Source organism: Gilliamella sp. LMG 34360 (assembly GCF_984568995.1).
In genome coordinates this window covers 1,456,832-1,472,873 of sequence record NZ_OZ474900.1, presented here as the reverse complement: position 1 = coordinate 1,472,873, position 16,042 = coordinate 1,456,832, and the positions used below count along the sequence as shown (strand labels likewise).

Sequence of the window (16,042 nt, the reverse complement as noted above, 5' to 3'; positions counted from 1 at the left end):
CAAGTTAACATCAATATGGAGTCAATCAAAACAGTTGAGAATACCTCTAATCTCATTTAGGTGACTTTAAAATTAATCACCCTATTTTGACAATTTACGATACTCATTGACTGCCTGTAGATGATTTCCATAATTATCAGAAAACGTGTGTCCACCTGTGCCATTGGCTACGAAGAATAGATAATTTGTTTTAGCTGGGTGCGCCGCAGCTTCTAATGAGGCTAAGCTTGGCATAGCAATGGGGGTTGGCGGTAATCCATCAATAACATAGGTATTATATGGATTTTGGGTATCTGTTAAGTCTATACGCCTAATCACTCCAGTATAATTATCGCCTAAACCATAAATAATAGTAGGATCGGTTTGCAACTTCATTTTGGCTTTTAAGCGATTAACAAACACTGAAGCAACATTGGCGCGCTCAGAACTAAGAGCCGTTTCTTTCTCAATGATTGAAGCAATAATCAACATTTCATAAGGTGATTGATAAGGTAAATCATTATCGCGGTTACCCCATATTTTTTGTAAATTGCTTTTCATAGTCATATGCGCACGTTTTAATATATTAATATCTAACGTATCTGCCGTATAAAGATAGGTATCAGGGGTTAACCAACCTTCAATTGAACCTTCAATCCCTAATAATTTTGCGATCTCTTCGTCTGTTTTGCCAGCCAAAGTTTGCTGTATATAAGGCGTGTTTTGAATCACTTTTAGCCAATCTTTAGCACGTTTACCCTCAACAAATTGAATAGAGAAATTACTCTCTTTACCTGATACTAATAAGCGCAAAAATTCTTCGACGGTCATATGAGGGTGTAGTTGATACGTTCCAGCTTTGATGGAGCTTAAGGAGGGATCTAACTTAGATAAATAAGGCAGCAGGAAAGCTCTATCCATCAATTTCGTCTCTTTGAGTTGAGTAATTAATTGATGCATTGATGTGCCTTTTTTCAAAACAAACATTTGATTATCAGGTGTCACATTAATTTGCTGCTTGGAAAATTGCTGTAAAGAATAGTAACAGATACTGAAAGAACCAACGACAATTGCAACAAAGGTAAATAACGTATATAAAAATATTTTCTTAATCATAACTTATCTATCTACATAATGGATTTTTGCTCGTGCAGTTAAGCGTGTAACTAATTCATAAGGGCTAATGCCCATGTATTTAGCGATCTCTTCAACGGGTAAATCTTGTCCCCAAAAGATCACTTCATCACCTGGTTTTTCCTGACTATCGATACCTAAATCGACTACAATCATGTCCATTGATACATGACCAACAATCGGCACTCTACGACCATTCACTAAAACGGGCGTATTTTCGGGAATATTTCTTGGATAACCATCTCCATATCCCATGGCTACGACGCCAAGTTTTGTATCGCGCGGGCTACACCAGATCTGACCATAACCGACGGATTCGCCTTTTTTATGGCTGCGTACCGCAATAAGTTCCGATTTGAATGTCATGGCTGGTCTCAATTCAGCAATGGGATCATTAAAGGGTGAAATGCCGTATAAACTAATACCAGGGCGCACTATTTCACGTTGTGATTGCGTCCAAGCAAGCGTACCACTTGATGCTGCTATTGAACATTTTCCAATTAATGATTTATCTTCGATTGAGGCAATGAATTGATCGAACAATTTGATCTGTTTTGCGGTTTGTTCTGAGGTTAATTCATCTGCAGAACTGAAATGACTTATAATATTAATTGGTTTACGTACCACCGAACAACTGGCTAAGCGATAAAATTCTGCCTTTGCTTCCTCAAGATTAAATCCTAAACGATGCATCCCTGTATCAAGTTTAAACCATGCAGTAATTTCGTTTTCTAGAGGAGATGATTGTAATGCATCAATTTGCCACTGACTGTGAACAGCTGATTGGATATTAAAATCGACTAAATCAACTATATCATCATGTGGAAAAAAACCTTCTAAACATATGATAGGAGTATTGATCCCTTTTTGACGCAACAGCATTGCTTCACAAATCCGTGCTACACCAAAACAATCCACCATGTTTTGTAACAGTTCAGCCACACCTACAATTCCATGCGAATACGCGTTTGCTTTAATGGTTGCCACCAATTGACTATTTGGTGCAATTTTTCGAATATACTCGACATTATGAACAATTGCTTGACGATTAACTTCTATTACTGCGATAGACATTTTTATCAACCTAAATTTTTCTTAAGTCATCATTGTAAATATTGTTATCAATAATGACAAATTTTTCTTTTCATAAAAAAAACTATTTTTACCATTAAAATTTTCACAATTCTAATTAATTTAATTATTTACACATATAATAATAATGATTATCATTTGCATTAAATTTACATAAATAGTTTAAAGCTGTACAGGATAAAATAGATAATGAGAACAATTAGTACCAAAAATTTCATTAAACCAAGCTGTTATATAGCAATATTGAATATCTGCTTTTGTATGGATACTTTTGCAGAAGAGCGAAAAAACAATCCACAAGATACCATTATTGTGACAGCCGATCGTAATGAAAAAACTGTTTGGGACAGCTCAGTATCAGTCAATGCAGTCAATCGAGATGATATTGATAAGCAAAATGGTGATTCTGTTGTTGAAGCATTACGTGACATCCCTGGAGTTGAAATTACCGATAATGCTCTTGCTGGACGCAAACAGATCATGCTCCGTGGTGAAGCGCCTTCACGCATTTTAATGTTAATTGATGGGCAAGAAGTAACTTATCATCGTTCCGGACACGGATCGAGTGCCGGTGTGTTAATTGATATGGAATCGGTTGAACGCATTGAGGTGATTAAAGGACCTCACTCTGTATTATACGGTTCACAAGCTATTGGTGGTGTGGTTAATTTTATTACACGTAAAGGTAGCAAAAATGGTTCTTCCATCAATGGTGATATGAAATTTATTTATAATCAATCGACAGATGGTTTTACTGAGATGGGTACCGTAAACGGTTCAATTGACGGTATTTTTGATTACCGTATTAGTGGAACTTATGCTGAAAATAATGATCGCAAAGCCTATCAAGGCAAACTACACAATACCGATTTTGGTAATAACAGTTTAAGTTCATGGTTTGGGCTTAATCTGGATAAACATAAATTGGGTATCTCACTAGATCGTTATAAACTTGATACGAAAACCTATACTGATAAAGATGACAACTCTCCACAGGTTAAAGAATTCTGGGTAAAACTACCCAAATTACAACGAGAAAAAGTTGGATTGTTTTATGATTATGAAGCTAATGGTGATTTCTTAAAAAAACTTCATTATGATGCTTATGCACAAAAACTAAATCGTCAATTTAGAAATCATGTTGTGGTATCACCTGCACCTATTATGAATGTTACAACTAATACCGCAACTGATGATGAACAAAAAACGTATGGTATGACATTGCAATCAGATTTTGAGCTACGCAAGGATATGAATCTTATTACGGGTATGCAATATCAACAAGATAATGTCGATCAAGATTCACATAATGTCGTCGTATCAAAAATGCCTTCACCAAAAGCAAGTTATACACAACACAAATATCTAACCAATAAATGGCAACAATCAAGTATCTCACTCTTTGGCCAAAATGATTGGGCAATTACCGATGATATTTCTTGGAATATTGGCGCTCGCCAATATTGGGTTCAATCAAAACTAAAAAAAGGTCACACGACAATCAATAAAGTTCCAGTTATAGGTGCGACGTCTTCCAATCATAAAATTGATGGCAAAAAGAAAGATCATGACAATAACTTTGTTGTATCGTCAGGTTTAACCTATTCTGGAATTGAACATACGCAATTAAGAGCCTCTTTTGCCCAAGGATATGTTTATCCAACACTTTCACATCTTTATGCAGTCACTTCAGCGGCTTCGCAAACAATCTATGGTAACGCTAATTTAAAAGCTGAAAAATCCAATAACTACGAAATTGGGTTACGTTATAATAATAACCAATGGTTAATTGATGGGGCGATTTATTTTTCAGATGCAAAAGATTATATTACGCAAATGAATTGTAATGGTTCGGCGATTTGTGATGGCACATCTGGGCGAAATTACACTTATTACGGTAATGCCAATAAAGCCAAAACTCATGGTCTTGAATTGAGTATTGAATATTTAGAACTACCCGTTACCCCTTATCTAAAAGGCAATTATTTACGTCGTAAAATTGAAACAGAAACCTATACAACTTATGATACTGGCAACCCACGCTTTACAGGGAATGCAGGCATAAAACATACTGCTTACTTTGATAAATTTGATATCGATTCCGATCTGTTTATGCGATTTGCGACTAAAGCCACACAACGTAGTGATTCATCGGTGTATCATTACAGTGGTTGGTCAACGCTCAACTTATCGGCAACCACCTCGTTCGGTTTAGATCGTCAGTACCATATTGGGATAGATCTCAATAATATATTAAATAAGAACTATAGGACTGCTTATGAATCGATTCCTGCGGCTAAATTCCACGCTATAATTAGTGCAAGTATGAAATTTTAGATTGAAAGATTAACCTTGCTCACTCATGAGTGATTATGATCAACATCGAATCGTTTTGAGTGAGTAAAATAGATTAGTCACGCTATTTTCGGGTCAAATTTTTATACAAATGCTTAAACGCCATAATAGGATGATGGATAATCATTCGAGGGCCTGAAAAGCGCATAACTTGTTTAATTTTCTGTTTATAATCCTTACGATAACAATGCTTTGGGCAACGCTCGCAGGTCGTTTTCTGCTCTCCAAAACGGCACATGGTTAAGCGTTGCATGGCATATTGCAATAAGTCGTTACATTCTTCACATAACTGATTAGCTTTAGAGTGATGATGTTTGTTGCAATATAGATAAATCATTGCACTAACGGTTTTCTTTTCTTCTTGTATTTTGGGTCCGGTATTATTAGCAACCATAATCTTACATGTCAGATGAATAAAGTGTTAAAATAAATATGAATTTAATTATGATCACAAGGATTCGTTGTAATGGCAAGAATTATTAACAAAGATACCACCGTTTGCATGTCCCTTTCAGCAAGACCTAGCAATTTTGGCACCCGTTTTCATAACTATTTATATGAACAACTTAATTTAAATTATCTCTATAAAGCCTTTACCACTAATAACTTAAAAGATGCGATTTATGGTATCAAAGCATTAGCCATTCGTGGCTGCGCTATTTCAATGCCTTATAAAGAAGCGTGTATTGAGTTTATTGATGAATTGGATGATTCTGTAAAATCGATCCAATCGGTCAACACAATTGTTAATACTGATCACCATTTAAAGGCTTATAATACCGATTATATTGCTGTTGCTAAACTGATTGAAGAAAATCACATTGATAATAATACTCCTTTTGTATTAAAAGGAAGTGGCGGAATGGCCAATGCGGTGATTGGAGCCTTTTATGATGCAGGTTTTAAAAATGGCATAATTGCGGCACGCAACCAAACTAAAGGTGAAGCTTTAGCCAAGCGTTATGGTTATGCTTGGGTTAAAAATGAGCAAGACATCGCACCCAAACAGGCAAAACTCATTATTAATGTAACGCCGATTGGAATGCTGGGCGGTGCTGAAGCCAACGATTTGGCCTTTCCACAATCAATGATTGAAAATGCCGATATTGTATTTGATGTAGTTGCTCTGCCCGTAGAAACACCTATGATCAAATTGGCCAAATCACTTAATAAAACCATTATTTCGGGTGCAGATGTCGCTGTAATACAAGCTCTCGAACAATTTGTGTTATACACAGGCGTTACGCCAAGTAAAGAGTTAGTGAAGCAAGCTGGGGATTTTGCTAGACAAGGCTAAATAACAGGCTATTCCACCCACTCTATGGGTGGAATAGTATCAAAAGTGGATGATCTACTCTTTAATAACAGAGCGTTTATAACATAGCTTGGTGTAATTTCTGGTACACGGACAATAACTTTTGATGCATTGCAAATTGTTGCAAATTGTTGTTGGATGATTTATCCGCCGAGATTAAATCAGCTAATCCGAAAAACGTTTTTTCGCCATTGGCATATTGCCACATCTCATCAACACACTCTTTACCATACATTTTATAAAATGCATCTTGATAATGGTTGAACTGTTTTTTATCTCGCTCAAGAATAAAATTAACCAATGTTTGTAAGCAACGATAAGCATGATTGCGTTGAGGGGTAAAAATTGACTCGTTCATTTCAACCGTCCAATCAATCCAAGCTTGGGCTTGCTCTAAATCCTTTGCAGCCAATGCCAGCATCGCTTTGAGTTCACCAATACGTAACGTTAGCCAAGCATTATCCGGTCCAGTTGCAATACCGAGCAATTCTCGAACTCGGGCAAAATCATCTAAGCCTTCTTCATCCAATTGTTCAATAATATTAAGATACTGTTTAGCAGTCAGCTTTTCATAAGGCAACGATAAAATCAGATCTCGCAGATGAATCGCCATATTATTATTGGCAAACAACAAATCTTCTGGTGGATAGATTTCTGACATTCCAACCGCTAAAATTCGACAAGCATAGACGCCTAAATGCTCATAATCCATAATTAATACTTCGGTTTCATAGCGGTTAAAAATCGCCATTAAGTTTGCAAATTCCTGTTCGGTGGTTCCAGAAAAATCCCAATCCACAAATTCATAATCAGATTGTTGATTAAATAGATCCCAAGAAATTAAACCACTTGAATCGATAAAATGTGTTTCTAAATTACTCAAATCTGCGACATCATCGTTATCAAAGCTTGGTGGCGAAAATACATCAAGATCTTTCAAGCTACGACCTTGTAATAGTTCAGTAACGGTTCTTTCAAGGGCAACGCCAAAATTAGGATGCGCTCCAAACGACGCATAACTCGTACCATTTTGAGGATTAAATAACACGACACAAATTACTGGAAATTCCCCACCAAGAGACGCATCAAAGCAGTAAAGCGGAAATCCTTCTTTTTCTAGCGCCTCAATTGCTGCTAACACCTCAGGATAGCGATTAATCACATCAGTTGGTATAAGCGGTAAACTAATCGCCTCAGCAATAATTTTATTTTTGGCAAAACGTTCAAAAATTTCGGATAGCCCCTGTACTCGAGCTTCATTACGGGTGTTACCAGCAGACATACCATTAGAAGCGTATAAATTAGCAATCAAATTGACAGGCACATAAACTGTTTTTTGATCTGACTGTTGAACAAAAGGTAAAGCACATATGCCTCGTTGCGGATGACTTGATTGCAAATCAATTAAATCCATAGCCGTCAATTCGTCATTGGGATTGTAAAACTCAAGCAATTTTTCAGATAATAATCCTTCAGGTAAAAACCCATCTTCAGGGATTGGGAACCATTTTTCTGTTGGATAGTGTACAAAATCTGCATTGGCTGCACTTTCACCCAAATAAAAATCTGAAAAGAAATAGTTAGTCGATAATCGTTCAAAATACTCGCCAAGCGCTGACGCTAACGCAGCTTTTTTACTTGCTCCTTTACCATTGGCAAAACAAAGCGGGCATTCGGTGTTTTGAATATGAACAGACCAAACATTTGGCACAGGGTTAAGCCAAGAAGCTTCTTTCACTTCTAAATTATAGTTAGCTAATTGTTGATGAAAATAGTTAATAGAATCTTCAAGGGCAGCGTCTTTGCCGGGGATAAAAGTTTTCATGTAGTTTCTCAAAAGTTTTTTATATGATAAAAATATTGCTTTATTGGTAGATTTATTCTTAAATGTATACGCTATTGATCTAAATTAAAAGTATTAATCATCAATAATTTTTAATTAAGGAAATAAAATGAAAAAAATAGTAAATTCTGAGAATTTTTCACTAGCTGACTTTTTCTTTTTCAAAAAAATGATCACTCCAGTATTCATTACTGTTATTTATTGGATAACATTAGTTTTTATCGCATTGGGCGGACTGGGTGTGATTTTTGCTAGTTTTGCAAGTTTTCAATACAGCTTTTTTGGTGGAATGTTTACGCTTATTAGCGGTATTGTTACTCTTGTAGTTGGAATTATTTCAGCCAGAATTGGTTTTGAATTAATATGTGTTTTATTTAATATTAACCGAAACATCGAAAAGTTAGCATTAAATAAAGATGATCTTAATAATCGTTCAGATGATCAAACGACAATTAGCCAAAATTAATTTTAGTTTTCTAGTCACATAAAAAGTGGGAAAAATTCCCACTTTAATAAAATCATTCCCTAAAAAAATTTAAATCGAATAACAGACCAACCATTAATAAATAACATTATGACACATTTAGCTCGCTTAACGGCCATCTTGGTCGGACATTAATTGCTAAATCGCTATACTGTTGTTGTTTTAGATGGATCATACCTGCATAGGCAATCATAGCGCCATTATCTGTACAAAATTCTATGCGAGGGTAGTAAACCTGACCTTTACGTTGTGCCATCAGCTCAGCTAATTTATTACGTAATGTTTTGTTGGCACTTACCCCACCAGCAATCACCAAGCGGTTAAAACCCGTTTGCTCAAGTGATCGGCGAGATTTTATTAATAATGTATCAACTAACGCATCTTCAAACGCCCGTGCAATATCGGCTTTCGTTTGTTCATCAAGATCAACACTTTGATTATACTGATGGATAGTATTGGCCGCAGCAGTTTTTAATCCCGAAAAACTAAAATCCAGTCCGGGACGATCCGTCATGGGTCTTGGAAAATGGAATCGAGAAGAATCACCTTGCTCAGCTAATTTCGAAAGTTTAGCACCACCTGGGTAGTCTAAACCAAGTAATTTAGCTGTTTTATCAAATGCTTCACCAGCGGCATCATCAATAGATTCGCCCATTAAGCGATATTGACCAATACCGGTCACACTAATAAGCTGTGTATGCCCACCAGAAACAAGTAACGCCACAAACGGATACTGCGGAGGATTATCTTCCAACATTGGCGCAAGTAAATGCCCTTCCATATGATGCACTGCAACAGCCGGGACATTCCAAGCATAGGCAAGAGAACGACCTATTGACGCTCCAACCATTAAAGCTCCCACTAAACCAGGCCCAGCTGTATAAGCAACACCATCAATATCCGCTGAGGTTAAGTTAGCCTCTTTTAATGCAGCTTGAATTAAAGGGACTGTTTTGCGAATATGATCACGCGAGGCCAGTTCAGGGACAACGCCACCATAATCAGCATGTAATTTAATTTGTGAATAAAGTTGGTTTGCGATCAAGCCTTGCTCATCATCGTAAATAGCAATACCGGTTTCATCACATGAAGTTTCAATTCCAAGTACTTTCATTAATGTTTACCTACATAATCGGAAAGGTCATCTTCACTCCAACGATCTTGTTCAGATATCTCTTTATCTGCAATGCGGTGTTCTTCATTAGCCCACTCACCGAGATCGATAAGTTGACAGCGTTTACTGCAAAACGGTCGATATATACTTTTGTCTGACCACTCAACATCCTTTTGACAAGTTGGACATTTGACAAATTGGATAGTTTCTTTATTCATTTAAACTCTTTTAAAATATTTAATAATGTTAACAACAAGCTAATTCAAATTCGATTGCTTCGGTATGGGCGTTTTCACTCGCTTCAAGTGGTATAAATCGAATACTATAACGAGACATATGCCCAGAAACTTGCGGATAAACATTTTTATCCAATGAAACACGTATTCGAATTAAATTAAACTCGCCATTGGTTTCTTGAAAAAAATTATTGTTACAAACAAATGGTTTAAATTCACCCATTTGCCGAATCATTTGCATACAACATGACAAGGCCTCATCAAGAATTGCCAAATGTTGTAACCAGTTTTGCACTTGCCTATCACGTTTTTCTTGTAACTGCTCTAACCATAAATAAAAGGATGGCAGATCAAAACTACAGCATCCTCCTGGGATCATTAAACGTTGACGAATCGCAGTAATCAAACGGTCATCTTTTAAGGCCTGCCCTAATCGCATAACCGAGTTGAATTTAACCAAGTAGGCATCAAATTGATTAATTAAATTATTCAATAACTCTTGATCGACACCGTCGATATTTACCCATGATAAAAGTCTATTTTTTTGGGTCTCAATTTCCTTGATTAATTCACTTTTTACATCATTGCGTTCAATGATTTCTAATAGTTCAGATAGAGCATGAAAAAATAAAAGTGCATTATTTTGATCAAAATGACAGTGCAAATTTAATTGCTTTAATAAAAATTCAATACGTAACCATGTTCGCATCTTTTCATTTAGTGGATGTTCAAAAATAATTTTATCCATACTTAACCATTCTTAATATTAAAGTTATTCAGATATTGTTGATGCAATTTATTTACTTGTGCGGTTAATGAAGTCAAATCACCATTATTAACAATGATATCATCAGCATACGTTAATCGTTTTTGGGAAGAAATTTGTGACGATATCATTTTCTTTGCTAGCGATTCATCGATATTATCCCTTTGGATAAGTCGCTCTAATTGTAATTGTTCTGGCGTATCAACCATTAAGACTCTATCCGCCAAATTATATAAATTATTCTCAACTAACAGGGGGACAACCCAAATGACATAAGCAGCAGTTTGCTGGGCAATTTGGATTTGTGTTTGTTCTTGAATGATTGGATGTAACAAATTATTTAGCCAAAGTCTTTCATGATCATTATTGAAGATAATGTCTCTTAATTGACTACGGTCTATCTCATTATTGGGTAATAAAATTTCTTGGCTAAAATGTTTAACAATCAATTTATAGGCATCGGTTCCTATTTCAACAACTTGCCGAGCAATGACATCAGCATCGATAATAGGCACACCTAACTGAGCAAAAAGGTTAGCGATGGTACTTTTACCACTAGCGATTCCACCACTCAGAGCTACAATATAAGGCATGAAATAGATTCCAAATCCAATCAAATAAAATTCTTCTAATAGTATAACATACAAGTGATTTTCATTACATACGCCGAATTATCTAAAACGTAAAGAAAACAGCGAATTTTGTTTAGATATCATAAGCAACATTTTTTCAAAAAAGTATCAGAGTTGATCAACAAATTGATTTTTAAAAAATAATAAAACTAGGTTATTTTTTATTACGCAATTGATTAAAATAAATAGCTGTTTTAAACGAATAGTCTTTCAAATAGTCGAAAAAATAGTGTTTATTTTTCAGAAAAATCCCACTATTACTTAGATTTATCATCATACCGAAAATAAATTTAATAAAATTGTTGGTTTTATATTTTTAGCTGTATATAATTACATACATCTGTATAAAAAAACAGGAATTAATAATGAGACCATTAACGGAACGCCAAAGACAGATTTATGACTTAATCAAAGATAATATTCAAACAACCGGTATGCCACCTACTCGAGCTGAAATTGCCCAAAAATTAGGATTTCGCTCAGCAAATGCAGCAGAAGAACACCTAAAAGCACTCGCCAAAAAAGGGGCAATTGAAATGATTGCCGGATCATCTCGAGGAATTCGTTTATTACTGGAAAGGCAAGAAGAGCAAAATGATTTTCAGGGAATTCCTTTAATTGGACAAGTTGCAGCAGGCTCGCCAATTTTGGCACAAGAACATATTGAAAGTCACTACCAAGTCGATCCATCCCTTTTTAAACCTCATGCCGATTTTCTACTTAGAGTTCATGGTATGTCAATGAAAGACATCGGGATTATTGATGGTGATCTGCTTGCCGTACACAAAACGCAAGACGTAAAAAATGGGCAAGTCGTCGTTGCTCGCATTGATGATGAAGTAACAGTTAAAAGACTTTCACGTAAAGGTAAACATGTACAATTAATTGCCGAAAACGAAGAGTTCTCACCTATCGAAGTTGATCTTGAACAGCAAAGTTTTGCAATTGAGGGAATTGCTGTTGGTATAATTCGTAATGGATCATGGATGTAAGAACAAAGTTAGTATAAAATGGCGAATAATTGTTAATTAGGAGATAACAATATGTGGCTATTTTGGTTATATGAATTTTTAGGATTTGTTGCAGTTATTTTACTTATCGTTGCTTACTGTCGTATTCGTAATCAAAGATTTTGGTCGTTTACTTGGAAATATTTAAAGTGGATATTATTGTCAATTGTTGGCGTTTGGTTGGTAATAGCCGTACTTTGTCGAAATGATCTCTACAATGCCACTCATTGTTATTTTCGCGGAGTAAGTATGCATGCCCAAACAAAATATTCCATCTATTTGGGCGAATGTCAGATAGAAACGCCAAGTGGCAGTTATGTACCGATCGATCGAACTCGAGCATTACCTGGCTCAAGTGACCATGGTAATCATGATGACGTAAATGATTTCTATCCAACTAATTAAATAATTAAATCTTAAAAATCAGGCTATCACAACTATGATAACCTGATTTTTTTATTACGATAAAATCTTAATCCACTGATTCAAAACACTGTTTTGTATATTTATGTTTAAAATAATGATACTAATAATGCTGATATGCTAAACAATACTTCTCTAACTTTTTAAAACCAAAGATTAATACAAAACTCACACAAAGATAGATAACTGCCGCGATACCAAACGCATGAAAAGGTTGATAGGTTTCAGCATAAATATCCCGAGCAATTTTCATTACATCTTGAACCGTTACCGTAAATGCCAGTGCCGTCGAATGTAACATAAAAATCACTTCATTACTGTAAGCGGGTAAAGCAATATGAAAGGCTCTTGGAAAGATAATGTATTGATATAATTGCCAACGATTAAAGCCTAATGCCGTTGCAGCTTCAATTTCACCGCTTGGCACATTGCGTATAGCCCCCGCAAAAACCTCAGTTGTATAAGCACAAGTGTTAAGCGTGAAAGCCAAAATAGTACAATTCAAACCGCTTTGAAAAAAATCGTCTAGCCACTGGTGATCTTTAACAATGCTTAACGTATAAATTCCTGTATAAATCACAAGTAATTGTATATACAGCGGTGTGCCTCTAAAAACATAGGTGAATAACCAAATTGGCAGTTTGATAAATTTATTTGAGCAATTACGCCCAATGGCTAAAAAAATAGACAAAATACCGCCAAACAAAACAGATAAAATTAAGATCCAAAGCGTCATAGCTAGGCCAGTAATATTATAGCCATCAGTCCATAACAAAGCTTGCCAATAATCTTGAAGAATTTCTATCATTCTATGATGCTCTTTTTTATGATTTTGCTTTTGTTAGGCCGACTGAATAACGCCTATCTAGCCAATTTAATACAAGAATCGAAATAGTGGTAAAAAGCAGATAAAAAGCCGCTGCGATTAATGCAAAAAATAACGGTTGATAAGTTGCTTCCCCTACTGTCTTAGTCGCTTTAACTAAATCAAATAGTCCTAATAGTGAAACCAATGCCGTTGCTTTCAATATAATGAGCCAATTATTAGCCATACCAGGAAGGGCAAAACGCATCATTAAAGGAAACATCACATAACGAAATACCTGCATCTGACTAAATCCAAGTGCTACCGCTGCATTTAGGGTATTTTTTGATACGGCTTGATAAGCGCCACGAAAGGTTTCCGTAAAGTACGCACCATAAATAAATCCAAGCGTTAAAATACCCGCAACAAAGGGATTTATTTCTATAATATCGGCATTAAAAAAATCAGTTATATTATTGATTGCAAATTGCAAACCAAAAAAGATTAACATCATTAACACTAAATCAGGCACACCTCGAATGACCGAAGTATAAATCTGACATATTAATCGCAATGATTTTAAATGTGACAATTTACCAAGTGCACAAACCACGCCCAGTAAAACGGCAACCACTAAAGAAGCAATTGCCAGTCCTATGGTAATTAATGCACCTTGAAAGATGAGTAAACTATAGCCCTGCATTACTTATTTCTTATTATAAACATCAAAATCAAAGTATTTATCGTTGATTTTTTTATAGGTGCCATCGGCTAAAATCTCGACAAGTGCTTTGTTAAAAGCTTCCTTAAGTTCATTATCTTTTTTACGGAATCCTAAACCTACCCCAACATCAAAATATTTTTTATCCGTAAGTGCCTCACCTGCAAAAATAAAACCTTTTCCTTGAGGTTGTTTTAAAAATGCATAGCTTCCTGTTACTTCATCTTGCAGCGCTGCATCTAAACGCCCTGCTACTAAATCAGAAAAAACTTGTAACTGATTTTGATAAGGAACAATGGTCACACCATTTGGACGCCATACTTCATTAGCAAAATGTTCTTGTGAAGTGCCTTGTTCAATGCCGACTCGTTTCCCTTTTAGTGACTCAATTGTCGGCAGGATATTGGCGCCCTCTTTTGTTATCAGACGTGATTTAGTAGCAAAAATTTCATCTGAAAACGCTATCTGCTTTTTACGTTTTTCAGTCATCATCAATGATGATGAAATCATATCAATCTTTCTTGATAAAAGGGATGGAATTAACGCATCAAAGTCAGTGGTTTGAAAAACACACTTTACATTTGCTTTTTCACAAAGTGCTTTGGTTATTTCAATGTTAAACCCCGTAATTTCACCATTTTCATCAATGTAATCAAATGGAGCATAAGAAGTATCAGAACCTATTTTAATTGATTCAGGTAATGCCGCCTGACTGTTTAGGGATATGCTTAAAAAGACAATGCTAGATAATACTTTTATAAATTTTTTCATCCTAGTACTCATATAATTTATTAAATAAGTAATATAACTGGTTATCGAAATTTTTAATAATAAAAAAATATTATTAACCTACTGCAAAATATAAGGATTTTCTTATAAAAAAGTATTCAATAAGCTTATCTTTTGTAGTTCTAAACCAAAAACAAATAAAAAGTCTAATACAATAAAAATATTAAAAACCCAATCACATTAAAAACGACAGTGATAACTTTGTAAAAATTATTCAGGAGTCTATACCGTTTCATCTTCTTAGCTTGAAATAATTGTTTAAAAGACGACTTATCATTGTTATTAAATGTAATCAGATAATTGGCTACAGATTCTTTTAACTTACATGCACTAATCATCGAATACCAATAAATTTTTCTGGAATATCTTTACCTCAATAAACTGCCAATATGTGAATAATAAACTTGATTGCATAAAAACAGTTTACATAAACGTTCTAAAAAACATGATTAACTTACTTCACTAAACCGATCTTCTTTAGGTTTAAACAAAAAACAAATGATCAATCTAATATAATAAAAATATTAAAAATCGAATCACATTAAAAACGACAATTATAACTTTGTAAAAATTATTCAGGAGTCTATACCGTTTCATTTTCTTAATTTGAAATAAGTGTTTAAAAGACTACTTATCATTGTTATTAAATATAATGAGATAATGGATTACAGATTCTTTTAACCTACATGCATTAATCATCGAATACTAATAAATTTTCAGGAATATCTTTACCTCAATAAACTGCCAATGTGTGGATAATAAACTTGATTACATAAAAATGGTTTACATAAATGTTCTAAAAAACATGATTAACTCACTTCACTAAACCGATCTTCTATAGGTTTAACTCCAAAATAAATAATCAATTTAATATAATAAAAATATTAAAAAACCAATCACATTAAAAACGACAATTATAACTTTGTAAAAATTATTCAGGAGTCTATACCGTTTCGTTTTCTTAGTTTGAAATAAGTGTTTAAAAGACTACTTACTAACATCGTTATTAAATGTAATGAGATAATGGATCACAGATTCTTTTAACCTACATGCACTAATCATCGAATACCAATAAATTTTTCTGGAATATCTTTACCTCAATAAACTGCCAATGTGTGGATAATAAACTTGATTGCATAAAAACAGTTTACATAAATGTTTTAAAGAACATGATTAACTCACTTCACTAAACCAATCTTCTATAGGTTTAAATCCAAAATAAATAATCAATCTAATATAATAAAAATATTAAAAACCCAATCACATTAAAAACGACAATTATAACTTTGTAAAAATTATTCAGGAGTCTATACCGTTTCGCTTTCTTAGGTTGAAATAATTGTT

General features: G+C 34.6%; 16 protein-coding genes. 5 read left to right on the top strand and 11 right to left on the bottom strand.

Annotation, left to right across the window (positions count from 1 at the left end; all coding sequences use genetic code 11):
- Positions 1-81 precede the first annotated feature (81 nt).
- On the bottom strand, positions 82-1,092 hold the full coding sequence (gene mltG, locus AC5LW9_RS06550) for an endolytic transglycosylase MltG (protein ID WP_172398402.1): 1,011 nt from the start codon (positions 1,090-1,092) through the stop codon (positions 82-84).
- Positions 1,093-1,098: 6 nt separating this feature from the next.
- On the bottom strand, positions 1,099-2,187 hold the full coding sequence (alr, locus tag AC5LW9_RS06545) for an alanine racemase (RefSeq protein WP_493456564.1): 1,089 nt from the start codon (positions 2,185-2,187) through the stop codon (positions 1,099-1,101).
- Between the two features lie 207 nt (positions 2,188-2,394).
- Between alr and AC5LW9_RS06540 the strand changes: the two genes are divergently transcribed.
- Positions 2,395-4,542: a TonB-dependent receptor plug domain-containing protein gene (locus tag AC5LW9_RS06540; protein ID WP_493456563.1), complete on the top strand. Its 2,148-nt coding sequence runs from the start codon at positions 2,395-2,397 to the stop codon at positions 4,540-4,542.
- An 82-nt stretch (positions 4,543-4,624) separates the two neighbouring features.
- On the opposite strand, the gene AC5LW9_RS06535 is transcribed toward AC5LW9_RS06540, so the two are convergent.
- Positions 4,625-4,954 (bottom strand): nitrous oxide-stimulated promoter family protein, encoded by a 330-nt coding sequence (locus AC5LW9_RS06535; protein ID WP_144091910.1) that lies wholly within the window; start codon positions 4,952-4,954, stop codon positions 4,625-4,627.
- A 72-nt stretch (positions 4,955-5,026) separates the two neighbouring features.
- Here AC5LW9_RS06535 and AC5LW9_RS06530 point away from each other — a divergent pair, with 72 nt between their 5' ends.
- Entirely contained in the window at positions 5,027-5,857 is an 831-nt protein-coding gene (locus tag AC5LW9_RS06530; RefSeq protein ID WP_198236238.1) for a shikimate 5-dehydrogenase, read from the top strand.
- A gap of 76 nt (positions 5,858-5,933) precedes the next feature.
- Here AC5LW9_RS06530 and ycaO read toward each other — a convergent pair whose 3' ends face one another.
- Positions 5,934-7,700 (bottom strand): 30S ribosomal protein S12 methylthiotransferase accessory factor YcaO, encoded by a 1,767-nt coding sequence (gene ycaO, locus AC5LW9_RS06525; protein WP_198236237.1) that lies wholly within the window; start codon positions 7,698-7,700, stop codon positions 5,934-5,936.
- A gap of 127 nt (positions 7,701-7,827) precedes the next feature.
- Here ycaO and AC5LW9_RS06520 point away from each other — a divergent pair, with 127 nt between their 5' ends.
- Complete coding sequence (locus AC5LW9_RS06520) at positions 7,828-8,184, top strand: DUF4282 domain-containing protein (protein WP_198236236.1); 357 nt, start codon at positions 7,828-7,830, stop codon at positions 8,182-8,184.
- A 106-nt stretch (positions 8,185-8,290) separates the two neighbouring features.
- Here the strand turns inward: AC5LW9_RS06520 and tsaD are convergent, their stop codons facing one another.
- Genes tsaD through coaE form a run of 4 tightly spaced genes read right to left on the bottom strand, consistent with a single transcriptional unit; the run spans position 8,291 to position 10,911 of the window.
- On the bottom strand, positions 8,291-9,316 hold the full coding sequence (gene tsaD / locus AC5LW9_RS06515) for a tRNA (adenosine(37)-N6)-threonylcarbamoyltransferase complex transferase subunit TsaD (RefSeq protein WP_198236235.1): 1,026 nt from the start codon (positions 9,314-9,316) through the stop codon (positions 8,291-8,293).
- The gene (gene yacG, locus AC5LW9_RS06510) at positions 9,316-9,534 is read right to left on the bottom strand and encodes a DNA gyrase inhibitor YacG (RefSeq protein WP_198231920.1); all 219 of its coding nucleotides are present in this window, start codon (positions 9,532-9,534) and stop codon (positions 9,316-9,318) included. Before yacG ends, tsaD begins: the two co-directional genes overlap by 1 nt.
- 28 nt (positions 9,535-9,562) lie before the next feature.
- Positions 9,563-10,300: a cell division protein ZapD gene (gene zapD, locus AC5LW9_RS06505; protein WP_493456562.1), complete on the bottom strand. Its 738-nt coding sequence runs from the start codon at positions 10,298-10,300 to the stop codon at positions 9,563-9,565.
- Positions 10,301-10,302: 2 nt separating this feature from the next.
- Entirely contained in the window at positions 10,303-10,911 is a 609-nt protein-coding gene (coaE, locus tag AC5LW9_RS06500) for a dephospho-CoA kinase (RefSeq protein ID WP_198236233.1), read from the bottom strand.
- A 404-nt stretch (positions 10,912-11,315) separates the two neighbouring features.
- On the opposite strand from coaE, the gene lexA reads away from it, so the two are divergent.
- A complete protein-coding gene (gene lexA, locus AC5LW9_RS06495) occupies positions 11,316-11,942 on the top strand; it encodes a transcriptional repressor LexA (protein WP_065737288.1) in 627 nt (208 codons plus the stop codon).
- Positions 11,943-11,993: 51 nt separating this feature from the next.
- Positions 11,994-12,365 carry a hypothetical protein gene (locus AC5LW9_RS06490; RefSeq protein ID WP_198236232.1) on the top strand — a complete coding sequence of 124 codons (372 nt, stop codon included), beginning with the start codon at positions 11,994-11,996 and terminating at the stop codon, positions 12,363-12,365.
- A 121-nt stretch (positions 12,366-12,486) separates the two neighbouring features.
- Here the strand turns inward: AC5LW9_RS06490 and AC5LW9_RS06485 are convergent, their stop codons facing one another.
- The 3 genes from AC5LW9_RS06485 to AC5LW9_RS06475 are packed head-to-tail and all read right to left on the bottom strand — an operon-like array spanning position 12,487 to position 14,680.
- Entirely contained in the window at positions 12,487-13,191 is a 705-nt protein-coding gene (locus tag AC5LW9_RS06485) for an ABC transporter permease (RefSeq protein WP_493456561.1), read from the bottom strand.
- Positions 13,192-13,207: 16 nt separating this feature from the next.
- Positions 13,208-13,891 carry an ABC transporter permease gene (locus AC5LW9_RS06480; protein WP_493455365.1) on the bottom strand — a complete coding sequence of 228 codons (684 nt, stop codon included), beginning with the start codon at positions 13,889-13,891 and terminating at the stop codon, positions 13,208-13,210.
- 3 nt (positions 13,892-13,894) lie between these two features.
- Positions 13,895-14,680 (bottom strand): lysine/arginine/ornithine ABC transporter substrate-binding protein, encoded by a 786-nt coding sequence (locus AC5LW9_RS06475; protein WP_198236230.1) that lies wholly within the window; start codon positions 14,678-14,680, stop codon positions 13,895-13,897.
- Positions 14,681-16,042: the final 1,362 nt, after the last annotated feature.

What these genes read in the sequence shown, in the direction of transcription:
- alr (WP_493456564.1), bottom strand. Translation starts at nt 2,187, where the DNA reads ATGTCTATCGCAGTAATAGAAGTTAATCGTCAAGCAATTGTTCATAAT.
- AC5LW9_RS06540 (WP_493456563.1), top strand. Translation starts at nt 2,395, where the DNA reads ATGAGAACAATTAGTACCAAAAATTTCATTAAACCAAGCTGTTATATA.
- AC5LW9_RS06535 (WP_144091910.1), bottom strand. Translation starts at nt 4,954, where the DNA reads ATGGTTGCTAATAATACCGGACCCAAAATACAAGAAGAAAAGAAAACC.
- AC5LW9_RS06530 (WP_198236238.1), top strand. Translation starts at nt 5,027, where the DNA reads ATGGCAAGAATTATTAACAAAGATACCACCGTTTGCATGTCCCTTTCA.
- ycaO (WP_198236237.1), bottom strand. Translation starts at nt 7,700, where the DNA reads ATGAAAACTTTTATCCCCGGCAAAGACGCTGCCCTTGAAGATTCTATT.
- AC5LW9_RS06520 (WP_198236236.1), top strand. Translation starts at nt 7,828, where the DNA reads ATGAAAAAAATAGTAAATTCTGAGAATTTTTCACTAGCTGACTTTTTC.
- tsaD (WP_198236235.1), bottom strand. Translation starts at nt 9,316, where the DNA reads ATGAAAGTACTTGGAATTGAAACTTCATGTGATGAAACCGGTATTGCT.
- yacG (WP_198231920.1), bottom strand. Translation starts at nt 9,534, where the DNA reads ATGAATAAAGAAACTATCCAATTTGTCAAATGTCCAACTTGTCAAAAG.
- zapD (WP_493456562.1), bottom strand. Translation starts at nt 10,300, where the DNA reads ATGGATAAAATTATTTTTGAACATCCACTAAATGAAAAGATGCGAACA.
- coaE (WP_198236233.1), bottom strand. Translation starts at nt 10,911, where the DNA reads ATGCCTTATATTGTAGCTCTGAGTGGTGGAATCGCTAGTGGTAAAAGT.
- lexA (WP_065737288.1), top strand. Translation starts at nt 11,316, where the DNA reads ATGAGACCATTAACGGAACGCCAAAGACAGATTTATGACTTAATCAAA.
- AC5LW9_RS06490 (WP_198236232.1), top strand. Translation starts at nt 11,994, where the DNA reads ATGTGGCTATTTTGGTTATATGAATTTTTAGGATTTGTTGCAGTTATT.
- AC5LW9_RS06485 (WP_493456561.1), bottom strand. Translation starts at nt 13,191, where the DNA reads ATGATAGAAATTCTTCAAGATTATTGGCAAGCTTTGTTATGGACTGAT.
- AC5LW9_RS06480 (WP_493455365.1), bottom strand. Translation starts at nt 13,891, where the DNA reads ATGCAGGGCTATAGTTTACTCATCTTTCAAGGTGCATTAATTACCATA.
- AC5LW9_RS06475 (WP_198236230.1), bottom strand. Translation starts at nt 14,680, where the DNA reads ATGAAAAAATTTATAAAAGTATTATCTAGCATTGTCTTTTTAAGCATA.